This is a genomic window from Burkholderia ambifaria AMMD, assembly GCF_000203915.1.
Classification (GTDB): domain Bacteria; phylum Pseudomonadota; class Gammaproteobacteria; order Burkholderiales; family Burkholderiaceae; genus Burkholderia; species Burkholderia ambifaria.
Genome location: NC_008390.1, coordinates 1,267,082 through 1,283,577, shown reverse-complemented (window position 1 = coordinate 1,283,577; position 16,496 = coordinate 1,267,082). Strand labels below are relative to the sequence as shown.

The 16,496-nt window shown below is 66.4% G+C and carries 15 protein-coding genes; 5 read left to right on the top strand and 10 right to left on the bottom strand.

Going from position 1 to position 16,496, the window contains the following annotated elements; translation table 11 throughout:
- Positions 1-16: 16 nt before the first annotated feature.
- Positions 17-679, bottom strand: coding sequence for an RlmE family RNA methyltransferase (locus tag BAMB_RS05950; protein WP_011656499.1), 663 nt, complete (start codon positions 677-679; stop codon positions 17-19).
- Positions 680-872: 193 nt separating this feature from the next.
- Between BAMB_RS05950 and BAMB_RS05945 the strand changes: the two genes are divergently transcribed.
- The gene (locus BAMB_RS05945) at positions 873-1,400 is read left to right on the top strand and encodes a YhbY family RNA-binding protein (RefSeq protein ID WP_011656498.1); all 528 of its coding nucleotides are present in this window, start codon (positions 873-875) and stop codon (positions 1,398-1,400) included.
- Between the two features lie 55 nt (positions 1,401-1,455).
- Here BAMB_RS05945 and BAMB_RS05940 read toward each other — a convergent pair whose 3' ends face one another.
- From BAMB_RS05940 to gloB, 8 genes are all read right to left on the bottom strand, one after another.
- Positions 1,456-1,923 (bottom strand): DUF4149 domain-containing protein, encoded by a 468-nt coding sequence (locus tag BAMB_RS05940; RefSeq protein ID WP_011656497.1) that lies wholly within the window; start codon positions 1,921-1,923, stop codon positions 1,456-1,458.
- A 14-nt stretch (positions 1,924-1,937) separates the two neighbouring features.
- Positions 1,938-2,414: a transcription elongation factor GreA gene (gene greA / locus BAMB_RS05935; RefSeq protein ID WP_006750301.1), complete on the bottom strand. Its 477-nt coding sequence runs from the start codon at positions 2,412-2,414 to the stop codon at positions 1,938-1,940.
- 118 nt (positions 2,415-2,532) lie between these two features.
- Positions 2,533-5,787: a carbamoyl-phosphate synthase large subunit gene (gene carB, locus BAMB_RS05930; RefSeq protein WP_006750300.1), complete on the bottom strand. Its 3,255-nt coding sequence runs from the start codon at positions 5,785-5,787 to the stop codon at positions 2,533-2,535.
- Between the two features lie 60 nt (positions 5,788-5,847).
- Entirely contained in the window at positions 5,848-6,519 is a 672-nt protein-coding gene (gene leuE / locus BAMB_RS05925; protein ID WP_011656496.1) for a leucine efflux protein LeuE, read from the bottom strand.
- A gap of 37 nt (positions 6,520-6,556) precedes the next feature.
- Positions 6,557-7,702 carry a glutamine-hydrolyzing carbamoyl-phosphate synthase small subunit gene (gene carA / locus BAMB_RS05920; protein ID WP_006750298.1) on the bottom strand — a complete coding sequence of 382 codons (1,146 nt, stop codon included), beginning with the start codon at positions 7,700-7,702 and terminating at the stop codon, positions 6,557-6,559.
- Positions 7,703-8,056: 354 nt separating this feature from the next.
- Entirely contained in the window at positions 8,057-9,289 is a 1,233-nt protein-coding gene (locus BAMB_RS05915; protein ID WP_011656494.1) for an MFS transporter, read from the bottom strand.
- 159 nt (positions 9,290-9,448) lie between these two features.
- On the bottom strand, positions 9,449-11,038 hold the full coding sequence (locus tag BAMB_RS05910) for a transglycosylase SLT domain-containing protein (protein ID WP_011656493.1): 1,590 nt from the start codon (positions 11,036-11,038) through the stop codon (positions 9,449-9,451).
- Positions 11,039-11,189: 151 nt separating this feature from the next.
- Complete coding sequence (gene gloB / locus BAMB_RS05905) at positions 11,190-11,996, bottom strand: hydroxyacylglutathione hydrolase (RefSeq protein ID WP_041491133.1); 807 nt, start codon at positions 11,994-11,996, stop codon at positions 11,190-11,192.
- A gap of 18 nt (positions 11,997-12,014) precedes the next feature.
- On the opposite strand from gloB, the gene BAMB_RS05900 reads away from it, so the two are divergent.
- The 3 genes from BAMB_RS05900 to dnaQ are packed head-to-tail and all read left to right on the top strand — an operon-like array spanning position 12,015 to position 14,040.
- Positions 12,015-12,827 (top strand): class I SAM-dependent methyltransferase, encoded by an 813-nt coding sequence (locus BAMB_RS05900; protein ID WP_011656491.1) that lies wholly within the window; start codon positions 12,015-12,017, stop codon positions 12,825-12,827.
- Positions 12,824-13,267: a ribonuclease HI gene (gene rnhA / locus BAMB_RS05895; RefSeq protein ID WP_006758689.1), complete on the top strand. Its 444-nt coding sequence runs from the start codon at positions 12,824-12,826 to the stop codon at positions 13,265-13,267. Before BAMB_RS05900 ends, rnhA begins: the two co-directional genes overlap by 4 nt.
- A gap of 38 nt (positions 13,268-13,305) precedes the next feature.
- Positions 13,306-14,040, top strand: a complete 735-nt coding sequence (gene dnaQ, locus BAMB_RS05890) for a DNA polymerase III subunit epsilon (protein ID WP_011656490.1) — start codon at positions 13,306-13,308, stop codon at positions 14,038-14,040.
- 43 nt (positions 14,041-14,083) lie between these two features.
- Here the strand turns inward: dnaQ and BAMB_RS05885 are convergent, their stop codons facing one another.
- Positions 14,084-14,416 (bottom strand): YnfA family protein, encoded by a 333-nt coding sequence (locus BAMB_RS05885; protein ID WP_011656489.1) that lies wholly within the window; start codon positions 14,414-14,416, stop codon positions 14,084-14,086.
- 539 nt (positions 14,417-14,955) lie between these two features.
- Here BAMB_RS05885 and proP point away from each other — a divergent pair.
- Positions 14,956-16,437 (top strand): glycine betaine/L-proline transporter ProP, encoded by a 1,482-nt coding sequence (gene proP, locus BAMB_RS05880; RefSeq protein ID WP_011656488.1) that lies wholly within the window; start codon positions 14,956-14,958, stop codon positions 16,435-16,437.
- Positions 16,438-16,496: the final 59 nt, after the last annotated feature.

Here is a 16,496-nt window from a genome sequence, read left to right as displayed (position 1 = left end):
GGCACCGCGCTCCGCGTCACCGCGGTTGCTTCAGCTGCCGGCCCAAAATGAACGTTTCGGACGATTTGTCGCGCGACGCCTTCGGCTTGCGGGGCGCGACCACCTTAAACTGCTGCTTGAACTTCTCGACGATCTGGCTGTAGCCGCTGCCGTGAAAGCACTTCACGAGCAGCGCACCATCCGGCTTCAGATGGTTCTGCGCGAATTCAAGCGCCAGATCGCACAGATGCTCGATGCGTGCTGCGTCCGCCGAGGCTACGCCGGAGAGGTTGGGGGCCATGTCGGAAATAACAAGGTCCACCGCGCGACCTTCGAGCACATCTTCGAGCTGCCGGAGGACGTCGTCCTCGCGGAAGTCGCCCTGGATGAAGTGGACGTCGGCGATCGGCTCCATCGGCAGCAGGTCGAGCGCGATGATCGTGCCGTCGATGCCGCCTTCGCGTTGCGTGTCGCGCTTCTTGCCCTGCGCGAGCTTGTTGCGGGCATACTGGCTCCAGCTGCCCGGCGTCGCGCCGAGATCGACGATCACCTGGCCCGGACGGATCAGCTTGTCCTGCTCGTCGATTTCCTTCAGCTTGTACGCGGCACGCGCGCGATAGCCCTCCCGCTGCGCCATTTTGACGTACGGGTCGTTGATGTGGTCGTGCAGCCAGTTCTGGTTGAAGCGGTTTTTTGCCATTCGAGAGAGAGATTGCTGCTATTTGCTTCGTGAAGCCGTGCTTTTGGCGGATAATACGCGTCTTCTTCGCGCGGCTGCGGCCCCTTTCAAGGCCCAAGCCGCGATTTTACGTGGTTTCGGCGCGCGGCTGATGCGGTAACTTCCCGCGATTCGCTTCTGACGCAGCGCCCCTTATCTAGATTTCGACATTTCCATGCCCGCCCTTTCGCTTTCCCCCGCCGAGCGCTCCGCGCTGCGCTCCCAGGCCCATGCGCTCAAGCCCGTCGTGCTGATCGGCGCCGAAGGGCTCACCGACGCAGTGCTGAAGGAAATCAAGGTGCACCTCGCCGCGCACCAACTGATCAAGATTCGCGTGTTCGGTGACGAGCGCGACGAGCGCGTCGCCATTTACGACGAGATCTGCGACCGCCTGAGCGCCGCGCCGATCCAGCACATCGGCAAGCTGCTGGTGATCTGGAAGCCCGAGGCCGCCGTGACGGCCCCGGCCCGCGGCCGTCGCGCCGGCACGCTGCCGAGCGCGGCCGAAGCCAGCGACGACAGGAAAGGCCGCGCACCGCGCACCGTCAAGGTCGTCAAGGTGTCGCCGAACGCGAGCCCGGTGCGTCGCCCGAAGCCGACCAAGGTCGTCGTGCGCGGCAACGAGCGCGTGACGGCGGGCGGCACGGTGAAGCGCGCGAAAAAGCGTCAGGCCAGCACGAAGCGGCCGCACCAGGACAAGTAATCCTGCCGGGCGGCACGGGGCATCCCGTGCCCTGCCCGTGCGGCGCTCAGGCTGTTCAGGCCGTTCCGGAGTCTTGCGCCGGCAGACGCCAGATCAGCATCAGCCCCAGCACGCTCTCGACGAGATAGAACAGGCTCGAGACGCCGTGCAGCATCCCGAAGCGGCTCGCATACGGCGAGTTCGCGATATCGGTGCCCGCTTCCATCGCGGCCACGCGCAGCGCGTTCATGAACGGCTGCAGCGCAAAATACCCGACCAGCACGCACGCGACCATCGCCGCGACGATCCAGCGCACGCGACGATAATCGCCGCTGCCGCGCCGCACCTGCTGATTCGACAGCGCGAGCAGCAGCACGCCGCACACGACACCGAGGATCGCCTCGATGCGAAACAGCTGGGCGGCGACCGTACCGGCCGTCATCCGCTCCAGCGTCTTGAACAGCACGGGCGCGACCGCATACCCGATCGTCAGCAGGCTGCCGACCCACACGGCCGACAGCAGACGGAACACGCGATGCGGCATCACGTCGCCCGGCTTCAGATGTAGCTGACGGAAATGATTTCGTACTCGCGCACGCCGCTCGGCGCCTGCACGGCCGCGACGTCGCCTTCGGACTTGCCGATCAGCGCGCGTGCGATCGGCGAGCTGACCGAGATCAGGCCGTGATCGATATCGGCTTCGTCGTCGCCGACGATCTGATACTTGACGGTGTCGCCCGACTCGAGATCTTCAAGCTCAACCGTCGACGCGAAGACCACGCGGCCCTCGGCATCGAGCACGGTGGGGTCGATGACCTGCGCGGCGGACAGCTTCGATTCGAGTTCCGCGATACGGCCCTCGATGAAGCCCTGCTTTTCCTTCGCTGCGTCGTATTCGGCGTTTTCGGACAGATCACCCTGTGCGCGGGCCTCCGCGATCGCGGTGATCACGGCCGGCCGCTCGACCGACTTGAGGCGCTGCAATTCATCGCGCAGTTGCTCTGCGCCACGCTTTGTCAACGGAATGGTGCTCATAAACGGCTCAATCGATAATAACGGCTATAAAAAAAATCACCGCGATTAAGCGCATTTCCGGTGAACCGGAAACACCGCTTAACCGCGGCACGTGTTGCTTCGACAGGAAACTGACTGCTTAGTTTAGGCGAGCGTGAAGACCTTGTAAATCATAGACTTCCAGATCCTTCAGGTAGCGCAAGCCTTCGACGGCCGCGCGCGCGCCCGACATCGTCGTGTAGTACGTGACCTTGTGCGCCTGCGCGCTCATGCGGATCGAACGCGAATCGGCGATCGCCTGGCGCGTCTCGTCGACCGTCGTGAACACGAGTGCGATCTCGCCGTTCTTGATCATGTCGACGATGTGCGGACGGCCGTCCTTCACCTTGTTGACGACCTTCACCGGCACGCCGGCCGCTTCGATCGCGGCAGCCGTGCCCTTGGTCGCGACGATCGGGTAGCCGAGGTCGTGCAGCATGCGCGCGACTTCGACGGCCTTCGGCTTGTCGGCGTCCATCACGGTCAGCAGCACCGTGCCCGACTCCGGCAAGCGCGAACCGGCCGCGAGCTGCGACTTGAACAGCGCTTCGCCGAACGTCTGGCCGACACCCATCACTTCGCCGGTCGAACGCATTTCAGGCCCGAGGACCGGATCGACGGTCGGGAACTTGACGAACGGGAACACCGCTTCCTTCACGCTGAAGTACGGCGGCTCGACTTCCTTCGTCACGCCCTGCTGCGCGAGCTTCTGGCCGACCATCGCGCGCGCCGCGATCTTCGCGAGCGGCAGGCTGGTCGCCTTCGACACGTACGGCACCGTGCGCGAGGCGCGCGGGTTCACTTCGAGCACGTAGATGATGTCCTGCTTCGAGCCGTCCGCCTGCGGCACCTGCTGGATCGCGAACTGCACGTTCATCAGGCCGACCACGTTCAGCGCCTTCGCCATCGCGCCCGTCTGGCGCTTCAGCTCGGCCACGGTTTCCTTCGACAGCGAGTACGGCGGCAGCGAGCATGCCGAGTCGCCCGAGTGGACGCCTGCCTGCTCGATGTGCTCCATCACGCCGCCGATGAACACCGCTTCGCCGTCGCAGATGCAGTCGACGTCGCATTCGATCGCGTCGTTCAGGAAGCGGTCGAGCAGCACCGGCGAATCGTTCGACACCTTCACGGCCTCGCGCATGTAGCGCTCGAGGTCGCGCGGCTCGTGGACGATTTCCATCGCGCGGCCGCCCAGCACGTACGACGGGCGCACGACGAGCGGGTAGCCGATTTCGGCCGCCAGCGCGAGCGCTTCTTCTTCGGCGCGCGCGGTGCGGTTCGGCGGCTGGCGCAGGCCGAGATCCTGCAGCAGCTTCTGGAAGCGTTCGCGGTCTTCGGCCGCGTCGATCATGTCCGGCGACGTGCCGACGATCGGCACGCCATGCGCCTCGAGGTCGAGCGCGAGCTTCAGCGGCGTCTGGCCGCCGTACTGGACGATCACGCCGACCGGCTTTTCCTTGTCGACGATTTCCAGCACGTCCTCGAGCGTCAGCGGCTCGAAGTACAGGCGGTCGGACGTGTCATAGTCGGTCGACACCGTTTCCGGGTTGCAGTTGACCATGATCGTTTCGTAGCCGTCCTCGCGCATCGCGAGGGCCGCGTGCACGCAGCAGTAGTCGAACTCGATGCCCTGGCCGATCCGGTTCGGGCCGCCGCCCAGCACCATGATCTTCTTGTTGGTGGTCGGCTGCGCCTCGCACTCTTCCTCGTAGGTCGAGTACATGTACGCGGTTTTCGTCGCGAACTCGGCCGCGCAGGTGTCGACGCGCTTGTAGACCGGGCGCACGTTCAGTTCCACGCGGCGCTTGCGGACGTCTTCCGGCGTCGCGCCGAGCAGCTTCGCGAGGCGGCGGTCGGAGAAGCCGCTCTGCTTCAGGAAGCGCAGCTCGTCGAACGTCAGCGACGCGAGCGTGCGGCCCGACAACGCCTTTTCCTTCAGGATGATCTGCTCGATCTGCGCGAGGAACCACGGGTCGATCGCGGTTTCCGCGAAGATCTCTTCGGCCGTCATGCCGATGCGGAATGCATCGCCGACGTACCAGATGCGATCCGGGCCCGGCTCGTGGATCTCGATCGCGATCTCGTCGCGGTCGGTCGACTTCTCGTCGAGACCGTCGACGCCGACTTCGAGGCCGCGCAGCGCCTTCTGGAACGATTCCTGGAACGTGCGGCCGATCGCCATCACTTCGCCGACCGACTTCATCTGCGTGGTCAGGCGCGAATCGGCTTCACGGAACTTCTCGAACGCGAAACGCGGAATCTTCGTGACGACGTAGTCGATCGTCGGCTCGAACGACGCCGGCGTCTGGCCGCCGGTGATTTCGTTCTTCAGCTCGTCGAGCGTGTAGCCGACCGCCAGCTTCGCCGCGACCTTCGCGATCGGGAAGCCGGTCGCCTTCGACGCGAGCGCCGACGAACGCGACACGCGCGGGTTCATCTCGATGACGACCATGCGGCCGTCCTTCGGGTTGATCGAGAACTGCACGTTCGAGCCGCCCGTGTCGACGCCGATCTCGCGCAGCACCGCGAGCGATGCGTTGCGCAGGATCTGGTATTCCTTGTCGGTGAGCGTCTGCGCCGGCGCGACCGTGATCGAGTCGCCGGTGTGCACGCCCATCGGGTCGAGGTTTTCGATCGAGCACACGATGATGCAATTGTCGGCGCGGTCGCGCACGACTTCCATCTCGTATTCCTTCCAGCCGAGCAGCGATTCCTCGATCAGCAGTTCGCGCGTGGGCGACAGGTCGAGGCCGCGCTTGCAGATCTCTTCGAACTCTTCGCGGTTATACGCGATGCCGCCGCCCGAGCCGCCGAGCGTGAACGACGGACGGATCACGATCGGATAGCCGCTGCCGCCGGTGTACGCCATGATCTCGGCGTGCACCTGGGTCGCTTCTTCCATCGAGTGCGCGATGCCCGACTTCGCCGAGCCGAGACCGATCTTGGTCATCGCGTCCTTGAACTTCTGGCGATCTTCCGCCTTGTCGATCGCTTCCGGCGACGCGCCGATCAGCTCGACGCCGAATTTCTCGAGCACGCCGTGGTGATGCAGGTCGAGCGCGCAGTTCAGCGCGGTCTGGCCGCCCATCGTCGGCAGGATCGCGTCCGGGCGCTCCTTCTCGATGATGCGTGCGACGACTTCCCACGTGATCGGCTCGATGTACGTGACGTCGGCCGTATTCGGGTCGGTCATGATCGTCGCCGGGTTGCTGTTCACGAGGACGACCTTGTAGCCCTCTTCACGCAGCGCCTTGCAAGCCTGCGCGCCCGAATAGTCGAACTCGCAAGCCTGGCCGATGATGATCGGGCCGGCGCCGATGATGAGGATGCTTTTGATGTCTGTGCGTTTTGGCATGGCTTGTGAATTCAGTAAGTAATCTTTGTCGTGGCGTTGTCGCGGGTCGGCCGGCTGCGCTCAACTCATGGTGGCGAGCGCGAGCTTCACCGAGAAACCGATGAACAGGCCGCCCACGCTGCTCGCCGCACCCGCCGCGAGCTTGCGGCGGCGGCGGAAATGCTCGGCGAGCCGCGCGCCCGCGAAGATCAGCGTGCTCAGGTACAGGAAGCTCGCGCATTGCGCGATCGCCCCGAGCACGACGAACGACAGCGCGGGATGCGGGAATGCCGGGTCGACGAACTGGATGAAGAACGAGATGAAGAACAGGATCGCCTTCGGATTCAGGAGGCTCACGATCAGCGCCTTGCGGAACGGCTTGTCGAACGAGCGCTCGCCGTCGACCGCGAGCGGCGCGTCGGCCGGCGCATCGCCGCGTGCGCGCAGCTTGCGCCACGCGCCGCGCAGCATCCCGGCGCCGATGTACAGCAGGTACGCGGCGCCGCCGTACTTGACGACGGAGAACAGCAGCGGGTTCGCCTTCAGCAGCGACGCGACGCCCGCGGCGGACAGCACCATCAGCACCGTATCGCCGACGAACACGCCGCAGGCCGCGCGATAGCCGGCCTTCACGCCGCGCTGCGCCGCGAGCGACAGCACGTACATCGAGTTCGGCCCCGGCAGCAGGATGATGAAGATCACGCCGAACACGTAGGTCCAGATATCCGTGATGCCGAGTGCGTGGCCGAACATGATGCGAATCTCCCGTTCTTCGGTTGCTTCAGTGACGTCAGGCGTTGCGCTGCTGCGCCGCGTCCATCAGGGCGGTGAAACGGTCGAACAGATAGCCGATGTCGTGCGGGCCGGGCGACGCTTCCGGGTGGCCCTGGAAGCAGAACGCCGGCTTGTCGGTCAGCTCGAAGCCTTGCAGCGTGCCGTCGAACAGCGACACGTGCGTCACGCGCGCATTGGCCGGCAGCGAATCCGCGTCGACCGCGAAGCCGTGGTTCTGCGACGTGATCACCACGCGGCCGTCGCCGAGATCCTTCACCGGATGGTTCGCGCCGTGGTGGCCCGTCTTCATCTTCAGCGTCTTGGCGCCGACCGCGAGGCCCATGATCTGGTGGCCGAGGCAGATGCCGAAGGTCGGCACGCCGCGCTCGATGAATTCCTTCGTGGCCGCGATCGCGTAGTCGCACGGCTCCGGGTCGCCGGGGCCGTTCGACAGAAAGATGCCGTCCGGATTCAGCGCGAGCGCGTCGGCCGCGCTGGCCTGCGCCGGCAGCACCGTCACCTGGCAGCCGCGTTCCGCGAGCATGCGCAGGATGTTGTACTTGACGCCGAAGTCGTACGCGACGACGCGGTACTTCGGCGATTCCTGCATCCCGTAGCCGCCTTCGAGGCGCCATTCGGTCTGCTTCCACTCGAACGGCTTCGTGGTCGACACGACCTTCGCGAGATCCATGCCGGCGAGGCCCGGGAACGAGCGGGCGAGCTCGATCGCCTTCGCCTCGTCGTCCGAACCGGCCAGGATGCAGCCGTTCTGCGCGCCCTTGTCGCGCAGGATACGGGTCAGCTTGCGGGTATCGATGCCGGCGATCGCGACGACGCCTTCGTCGCGCAGGTAGTCGCCGAGCGTGCGGTCCATGCGGAAGTTAGATGCGAGCGTGGGCAGATCACGGATGATCAGGCCGGCGGCATGGACTTTCGTGGCTTCGACGTCTTCGGCGTTGATGCCGACGTTGCCGATATGCGGGTAAGTGAGCGTGACGATCTGACGCGCGTAGCTCGGATCGGTCAGGATTTCCTGATAGCCGGTAATCGCGGTATTGAACACGACTTCACCGATCGTATGGCCTTCGGCCCCGATCGAATAACCACGAAAGACCGTGCCGTCGGCGAGTGCAAGCAAGGCGGGAGAAAAAGACGGCAACACGGGAGGCTCCTTGGGGAACACCCTGCTGCCGACCTGTTTACCCTGCCGCGCGTGCGCCGCGCTGCGTAGGCGCGCGGAGTCGCTAGCTGGACGCGACCTGCGTTGTCGAGACGCGAACCCGGCGCGTGGCGCACGAGGCTTCGCGGCATCGCCCGACAGGCGGCGTGCGGCGGATGAACGGGATGAGTGAGGTAGGCGCTAGGGTGCGAGGTTGATCAGCACAAACTTTCAAATTATAGCCCGAAAATGGCCCTATCTTCAATCGATATGGCCGTCCGATCATGCATGCGGCCTGCCGCGACCGCGCGCCGTGCGCTGCTGCTGCGGCCCCGTTTGCGCAGGCCGCCCTACCCGTCAGCGTACCGCCGGATCACCCTGCTTGCCAGCGCCGCGCTCGGGCCACGCGTACCAGACCGCGCTCGCGAGTTGCAGCGCGAGCAGCGCGCTCCACGCGGTGAAGTGTGCGGCGGCCGGGTAATGGCCGTCCATCGCCGGCCAGTGCGACAGCACCGCGCCGATGCCGATCTGGAACGCAAAGATCAGCACGAAGATCACGAGCGTGAGCGTCGTGTTCGCGCGGCCGATCAGATGGGCCGGGAAATGACGGGCCAGCACCGCATAGGTCAGGATCCCGACGCCGCCGAACATCCCGTACGCCGCCCACAGTACGGCCGGCGGCAGCGGGACGCGCGCGACGATCGCGGCTTGCGTCGCGACGAACAACGCCATGCCGACGCCGCAAAACGCCTGGACGGACACCCCGCGCCGCTCGAGCACGCGCGCCGCCGCGCCGAAGCCGACGCAGCCGGCCATCATCGCGAACCCGAGCACCGACACGAGCTGGGCCGCGCGCTGCGCATCGAACCCCGCGACATCGCGCAGGTACGGCCCGACCCACAGCGACTGCATCGCGTAGAACACGCCCTGCGTGACGACCGAGAACGACGAGATCTTCCAGAACGCGCGGCTGCTCAGGATGTGCCAGGTGCCCTTGAACTGGCTGACGAGCCCGCCCTGGTGGCGTGGCCGTTCGGCTTCCGGCGCGCCGAAGCCGATCGCGGCGGCGACGATGATCGTCAGCACCGCGAGGCCGCCGCAGATCGCGCGCCAGCTCGCGAACCCGAGCAGCCAGGTCAGCGGCGAGCCGACCGCGACGCCGCCGAGGCCGCCGACCGCCATCACGAGACCATTGAGGAGCGGCAACCGGCCGACCGGAAAATGCTGCGCGAGCGCCTTGAACGCCGCACCGAGGCACACCGATACGCCGACGCCGATCAGGAGCCGGCCGATCATCATCGTGCCGAGGTCGTGCGCGACGCCGAACACCGCGGCACCAGCCGCCGCGAACAGCAGCATGCCGGCCGTCACGCGGCGCGGGCCGAAATGGTCGAGCAGCACGCCGGCCGGAATTTGCGCGCCGGCGAAGCCGAGGAAATAGAGGCTGGTGAGCAGCCCGAGATCGGCGGCCGACAGCCCGAGCTCGTGCGTGACGAACGGCGCGAAGCCGAGATTGACGCCGCGGAACACATACGACACGAAATACCCGATCGCAAACAGCGCGAGCACCCTCGCCTGCACCGATGACATCGCCTCTCCTTGTTGTTCCACGTCTGGCGCAACAGCGGCCGCGCCGCCGCGCACAAATGAAAACGCCGTCACCTCGGTGACGGCGTTGCCTCGCGTTTCGTCGGATGATAACGCAATCGCACGGCCCGTACGGACCGCCGCGTTGCGATCGCGACCGCGTTATTTCTTCTTGCTCTTGCTGGCAGCAACCTTGGCCGGCGCCGCCTTCGCGGGGGCCGCCCTCGCGGGGGCCGCCTTGGCCGCGCGGGCCGCCGGCTTCGCGGCGGCGTGCTTCGCGCCACGCGACTTGCCGCCGACGGACAGGCTCGCGCGCTCGATATGCGCGCCGGCCGCCGACGTCGCGATCCGCTCCGGACCCGGCTCGGCCGGCACCGCACGGCCGACCGGCACGTGCAGCACGAGCGCCTGGCCCGGCATCACCATATCGCGGTGCGTGCGGTTCCATGCCTTCAGCTGGCCGACCGACACGCCGTAGCGGCCGGCGAGTGCGGCCATCGACTGCTTGCGGCGCACGCGGATCAGCATCTTGCGCGTGTCGGGCACGTCGGGCTCCATCGCGAGCACGCCATTTTCGGCGACGTCCGCGCTGATGTCCTCGTCGTCGTCATCGCCACGCGGCACGACGATCGTCGAACCCGGCTTCAGGCGCATGCCGGCCGGAATCTTGTTGATCGACATCAGCGTATCGGCGTCGACACCGATCTTCTCGGCGATCGCGGCCGGACGCGCGCGCTCGCTGACCGTGTAGGTGGTCCACGACGACAGCTGGCCGTTGTGTGCCTTCAGGTTCTTCTCGAACGCCGCCGCGTTGTCGAACGGCAGCAGGATCTGCGGCTCGGTCGCGCCGAGGATCACCGGCTTCGCGAACGACGGGTTCAGCGAGCGGAATTCGTCGAGCGACAGGTTCGCGAGCTTCGCGGCCACCGCCACGTCGATGTCGCGCGACGTCGTGACCGTCACGAAATACGGGTGGTTCGGGATGTCAGGCAGCACGAGGCCATACTGCTGCGGACTCGCGATGATGTTCTTCACCGCCTGCAGCTTCGGCACGTAGTTGCGCGTCTCGTTCGGCATCCGCAGGCTCTGGTAGTCGGTCGGCAGCCCGGCCGCCTGGTTGCGCGCGATCGCGCGCTGCACGTTGCCCTCGCCCCAGTTGTACGCGGCCAGCGCCAGATACCAGTCGCCGAACATGTCATGCAGGCGCGACAGGTAGTCGAGCGCGGCGCTCGTCGACGCGAGCACGTCGCGACGCTCGTCCTGCCACATGTTGCGCTTCAGGTTGTACGTGCGGCCCGTGCCCGGCATGAACTGCCACATGCCGGCCGCCTTCGCGACCGACAGCGCCTGCGGGTTGTACGCGGATTCGATGAACGGCAGCAGCGCGAGCTCGGTCGGCATGTGGCGCGCCTCGAGTTCCTCGACGATGTGATACAGGTACTTCTGCGAGCGCTCGGTCATGCGCTGCACGTAATCGGGACGCTGCGTGTACCACGTGGTCTGCATGTCGACGAGGTCGCTCTGCAGGTCGGGCATCTGGAAGCCGCGACGGATGCGGCCCCAGAGATCGGAGTCCGCACTGGTCAGGTCGCCGACGGATTGCTTGTCGACGTCGACAGTTTCTTTGGCGGTGGCTGATTTACGGAGGTAGTTGGACGTCGCCTGCGAATCGGCGGCGTTGTTGGCGACAGGAGCCTGGCTCGCACAAGCGGCGAGTAGCAGGACCACCATCGCACTCAATATAAGTCGCATGAAAATCTCGGCTTCCGACGGCTGGAAATTGCAGGCGATACTACGGAAGTGCGTGCTTCACGTCAATAAAAACACCGAAAACTCAGCGAAATCCTACATTTGGAGCAATTTTTACAGGCGCCACCTGAGGTTTGGAGTCCTCCGGAATGCGTCATCGGAAACGATTTTTCCACTCGCGCATCAGCGTGAATGCCGCCAGACGATCCGGCACCGTTTCGTGCAGCTCGGCTTCGAGCGTCGCATGGATCGCCGCGCTGTCCGCGCGCATGAACGGGTTGACCGCACGTTCGTGCGCGATCGTGGTGGGCAGCGTCGGCACGCCGCGCGCGCGCAGCGCCTGCGCGTCGTCGCGCCACGCGGCGAGCGCCGCATTGCCCGGTTCGCACGCGAGCGCGAAGCGGATGTTCGACAGTGTGTATTCGTGTGCGCAATGCACGCGCGTGTCGCCGGGCAGCGCCGCGAGCGCGTCGAGCGACGCGAGCATCTGCGCGGGCGTGCCTTCGAACAGGCGGCCGCAGCCGCACGAGAACAGCGTGTCGCCGCAGAACACGTGCGGCGTGGCCGCGCCTACGCCGGCCGCCTGAAAATACGCGATGTGGCCGCGCGTGTGACCGGGCACGTCGAGCACGTCGAATGCGAGCGCCGGTGCGTCGAGCATCACGCGATCGCCGCCCGCGAGCGGCCGGGTGACCACGCCGATCGCCTCGGCTGCGGGGCCGTAAACCACGAGCGGCGCATCGTCCGGTTGGCTATCTCGCAGTGCGGCGACACCGCCGACATGGTCGGCGTGGTGGTGCGTGAGTAAAATAGCGGTCAACCGCCAGCCGCGTTCCGCAAGAACACGGCGTACCGGCGCGGCTTCACCCGGATCGACGGCGATCGCATCGCGGCCGTCCGACACGAGCCAGATGTAGTTGTCTTCGAATGCCGGCACCGGCACGTATTCCAGCTCGTTCATGGGCGCGCAATCAACGTTATGTCCGATCCACAAATTATAGACTGGCCCGCCTGGACCGACTCGCCGCCCGGCCGCTACGTGCTGGGCTGGGAGCAGGCGCAGCTCGACCGGATCGTGTCCGACGTGTTCGGGTTTCACGCGCTCCAGCTCGGCCTGCCGCAGCTCGACGCGCTGCGCGAGAACCGCATGCCGTATCGCGGCCTCGTGCTCGATCCGGCGAGCGGCGCGAGCGCGCCCTACCAGTATCCATGGGCGCGCGAGGCGCGCGGGCCCGAACATGCGCCGGTCGATCGCAGCACGACGTGGTGCGACCTGCTCGACCTGCCGTTCGAGTCGCAGAGCGTCGACCTGATCGTGATGCCGCACACGCTCGAATTCACGTCCGACCCTCACCGCTTGCTGCGCGAGGCCGAACGCGTGCTGATGCCGGAAGGCCAGCTCGTGATCACCGGCTTCAATTCGCTGAGCCTGTGGGGCATGCGGCAATCGTTCGGGCGCATGGCGAACCGCCCGTTCGTGCCGGCCGCGCGCGATCAGATCGCGTTCATCCGGCTCAAGGACTGGATCAAGCTGCTCGGCTTCGATCTCGAGCGCGGCCGTTTCGGCTGCTACCGGCCGCCGCTCGTCACCGACAAATGGCTTGCCCGCTATGGCTTCATGGAAGCCGCCGGCGACCGCTGGTGGCCGATCTTCGGCGCGGTCTACATGGTCACGGCCGTCAAGCGCGTGCGCGGCATGCGCCTCGTCGGCCAGATCAAGATGAAAAAGCCGGTGCTCGCGCCGGGCCTCACGCCGGCGGCCACCCCGACCACCCATCAAGAACACTCATGACCACCGACACCATCGACATTTATACCGACGGCGCCTGCAAGGGCAACCCCGGCCCCGGCGGCTGGGGCGCCCTGCTGCGCTACGGCGACCGCGAAAAAGAGCTGTTCGGCGGCGAGCCCAACACGACCAACAACCGCATGGAACTGATGGGCGTGATCGGCGCACTCGAAGCGCTCAAGCGGCCGTGCCGCGTGATCGTCCATACCGACTCGCAGTACGTGCAGAAAGGCATCAGCGAGTGGATCCACGGCTGGAAGAAAAAAGGCTGGGTCACCGCGGCGAAGACGCCGGTGAAGAACGCCGACCTGTGGAAGCGGCTCGACGCGCTCGTCGTACAACACGAGATCGAGTGGCGCTGGGTGAAGGGCCACGCCGGCCATCCCGAAAACGAACGTGCGGACGCGCTCGCGAATCGCGGCGTCGAATCGCTCGTGGCCTGAACCCAGGCCACCCTATTGTCTTTCCCGATTTATCCGACATGCGCCAGATCATTCTCGATACCGAAACCACCGGCCTGAACCCCCGCACGGGCGACCGCCTGATCGAAATCGGCTGCGTCGAGCTGCTGAACCGGCGGCTCACCGGCAACAACCTGCACATCTACGTGAACCCCGAGCGAGATAGCGATCCGGGCGCACTGGCCGTGCACGGCCTCACCACCGAGTTCCTGAGCGACAAGCCGAAGTTCGCGGAAGTCGTCGACCAGATTCGCGACTTCGTGAAAGACGCCGAGCTGATCATCCACAACGCGCCGTTCGACCTCGGGTTTCTCGACGCGGAATTCGCGCGGCTCGACCTGCCGCCATTCACCGAGCATTGCGGCGGCGTGATCGACACGCTCGTGCAGGCCAAGCAGATGTTCCCCGGCAAGCGCAACTCGCTCGACGCGCTGTGCGACCGGTTCGGCATCAGCAACGCGCACCGCACGCTGCACGGCGCACTGCTCGACTCGGAGCTGCTCGCCGAGGTCTATCTCGCAATGACGCGCGGCCAGGACAGCCTCGTGATCGACATGCTCGACGACGCAGGCGCCGATGGCGGCGCGGCGAACGGCCAGCGCGTATCGCTCGCGTCGCTCGCCCTGCCGGTTCTCTCGGCAAGCGACGACGAGCTCGCCGCCCACCAGACCCAACTCGACGAGCTCGACAAGTCGGTCAAGGGTACGTGCGTGTGGCGCCAGTCCGCCGACGTGGACACCGCCGAAGCCGCCTGACGCGGCGTCCCGCGCGTCCCGAAAGTCCCGCCTGCAGCCGCGCTTACGCGCGCGGCTGCAGCGCGATGACAGCCATCCCGCCGAGCGCGAGCACCGCGCCCGCCGCATCCCAGCGGGTCAGCGCGACGCCGTCGACTACCCGCAGCCAGATCAGCGCCACCGCGATATACACGCCGCCGTACGCCGCGTACGTGCGCCCCGCGGCGCTCGGGTGCAGCGTCAGCAGCCAAGCGAACAGCGCGAGCGACAGCGCGGCCGGCACCAGCAGCCACACGGGCCGCCCGCCCTTCAGCACGAGCCACGGCAGGTAGCAGCCGACGATTTCGGCCAGCGCAGTGACGGCGAACAGCGCCGCGATCTTCATCAGTTCGGTCATCCGGTTCCTCGTGAATTCTCCTGTCGCCCGGCGGGCCGCGCGACCCCGCCGCGCGCCGCCGATCATACCGGAGCCGAGCGCGCCGGAACCCCCGTCCCACGGGGGACTCCGGGCAATTTGCACGATCGTCTGTCATCGTGCTATCATGTCGCCTGTTTCAACATTCAATCTCTGTCTATTCGATTTCGAGAGAAGTCCGTCCGCGCGTTGCGGGCCGGTGCTTCGACCGGAATTGCATCCACAGGAAAGCCCGCCCGACAGGCCCGCTTTTCTCGTTTCGTTGCCCCTCCGGGGCAGTTGCCGGAACGCCGGACCCCGTCCGCACCGGCATCCGCCGCTCGCATCACGCGGCCCATTCTTCATGAGCGCACCGTCGCGACGGCCCACCGGGCCCGCGTCGAAGCAATCCCTTACGGCCTCTTGCTGCCCCCTGTGCAGTAAGCGCTTAAAGGCTTGCCCCGACGCGCAGCACTCGACATCGCGCTCGCCGGCAAACCGTGTCGGACGGCTCGCCCGTTCCGGCGCAGTCAAAGGAGTGCATGACCTTGACCGCAACACACGTCAGCCCGACCGCTGCTTCTTCCTCCGCTTCGTCCGAGGCCCCGCTCGCCGCGGACGACATTACCGTCGTCGACCAGAGCCTGCTCAAGCGCGCCGTCAGCGCGATGGCCATCGGCAATGCGATGGAATGGTTCGACTTCGGCGTCTACAGCTATATCGCCGTCACGCTCGGCAAGGTGTTCTTCCCGTCGAGCAGCCCGTCCGCGCAGCTGCTCGCGACCTTCGGCACGTTCGCGGCCGCGTTCCTCGTGCGTCCGCTCGGCGGCATGGTGTTCGGCCCGCTCGGCGACCGCATCGGCCGCCAGCGCGTGCTCGCCGCGACGATGATCATGATGGCCGTCGGCACCTTCGCGATCGGCCTGATCCCAAGCTACGCGTCGATCGGCATCATGGCGCCCGTGCTGCTGCTCGTCGCCCGCCTCGTGCAGGGCTTCTCGACCGGCGGCGAATACGGCGGCGCCGCCACTTTCATCGCCGAGTTCTCGACCGACAAGCGCCGCGGCTTCATGGGCAGCTTCCTCGAGTTCGGCACGCTGATCGGCTATGTGATGGGTGCTGGCGTCGTTGCGCTGCTTACCGCGTCGCTGTCGCACGAAGCGCTGCTGTCGTGGGGCTGGCGCGTGCCCTTCCTGATCGCGGGCCCGCTCGGCCTGATCGGTCTGTACATCCGGATGAAGCTCGAGGAAACGCCGGCGTTCAAGCGCCAGGCCGAAGAGCGCGAAGCGCAGGACAAGGCCGTGCCGAAGACGCGCTTTCGCGAAACGCTGCTGCGCAACTGGCGCGCGCTGCTGCTCTGCGTCGGCCTCGTGCTGATCTTCAACGTGACGGACTACATGGTGCTGTCGTACCTGCCGAGCTTCATGTCGTCGACGCTGCATTTCGACGAATCGCACAGCCTCGTGCTGGTGCTGATCGTGATGGTGCTGATGATGCCGCTGACGCTCGCCGCCGGCCGCCTGTCGGACAAGATCGGCCGCAAGCCCGTGATGCTGGCCGGCTGCGTCGGCCTGCTCGTGCTGTCGATCCCGTCGATGATGCTGATTCATGCGGGCACCACCGCGTCGGTGTTCAGCGGGCTGCTGATCCTCGGCGTGCTGCTGTCGTGCTTCACCGGCGTGATGCCGTCGGCGCTGCCGGCGCTGTTCCCGACCGAGATTCGCTACGGCGCGCTCGCGATCGGCTTCAACGTGTCGGTGTCGCTGTTCGGCGGTACGACGCCGCTCGTCACCGCGTGGCTCGTCGACGTAACCCACAACCTGATGATGCCCGCGTACTACATGATGGGCGCCGCCGTGATCGGCATCGTGTCGGTCGTCGCGCTCGCCGAAACCGCGCGCCAGCCGCTCAAGGGCTCGCCGCCGGCCGTCGCGTCGCATCGTGAAGCCCACCAGCTGGTGCGCCAGCTGCGCGAGGAAGAGGAAACGGAGATCTACGGCGTCGTGTCGGCCGCCCGTGCCTGAGCGCCATGAATGAAAAAGCCCCGGCCGAAGCCGGGGCTCGATCGAATCCGATCGGCCCG

Coding starts and splice junctions, on each gene's coding strand:
- BAMB_RS05950 (WP_011656499.1), bottom strand. CDS start 679: ATGGCAAAAAACCGCTTCAACCAGAACTGGCTGCACGACCACATCAAC.
- BAMB_RS05945 (WP_011656498.1), top strand. CDS start 873: ATGCCCGCCCTTTCGCTTTCCCCCGCCGAGCGCTCCGCGCTGCGCTCC.
- BAMB_RS05940 (WP_011656497.1), bottom strand. CDS start 1,923: ATGCCGCATCGCGTGTTCCGTCTGCTGTCGGCCGTGTGGGTCGGCAGC.
- greA (WP_006750301.1), bottom strand. CDS start 2,414: ATGAGCACCATTCCGTTGACAAAGCGTGGCGCAGAGCAACTGCGCGAT.
- carB (WP_006750300.1), bottom strand. CDS start 5,787: ATGCCAAAACGCACAGACATCAAAAGCATCCTCATCATCGGCGCCGGC.
- leuE (WP_011656496.1), bottom strand. CDS start 6,519: ATGTTCGGCCACGCACTCGGCATCACGGATATCTGGACCTACGTGTTC.
- BAMB_RS05915 (WP_011656494.1), bottom strand. CDS start 9,289: ATGTCATCGGTGCAGGCGAGGGTGCTCGCGCTGTTTGCGATCGGGTAT.
- BAMB_RS05910 (WP_011656493.1), bottom strand. CDS start 11,038: ATGCGACTTATATTGAGTGCGATGGTGGTCCTGCTACTCGCCGCTTGT.
- gloB (WP_041491133.1), bottom strand. CDS start 11,996: ATGAACGAGCTGGAATACGTGCCGGTGCCGGCATTCGAAGACAACTAC.
- BAMB_RS05900 (WP_011656491.1), top strand. CDS start 12,015: ATGTCCGATCCACAAATTATAGACTGGCCCGCCTGGACCGACTCGCCG.
- rnhA (WP_006758689.1), top strand. CDS start 12,824: ATGACCACCGACACCATCGACATTTATACCGACGGCGCCTGCAAGGGC.
- dnaQ (WP_011656490.1), top strand. CDS start 13,306: ATGCGCCAGATCATTCTCGATACCGAAACCACCGGCCTGAACCCCCGC.
- BAMB_RS05885 (WP_011656489.1), bottom strand. CDS start 14,416: ATGACCGAACTGATGAAGATCGCGGCGCTGTTCGCCGTCACTGCGCTG.
- proP (WP_011656488.1), top strand. CDS start 14,956: ATGACCTTGACCGCAACACACGTCAGCCCGACCGCTGCTTCTTCCTCC.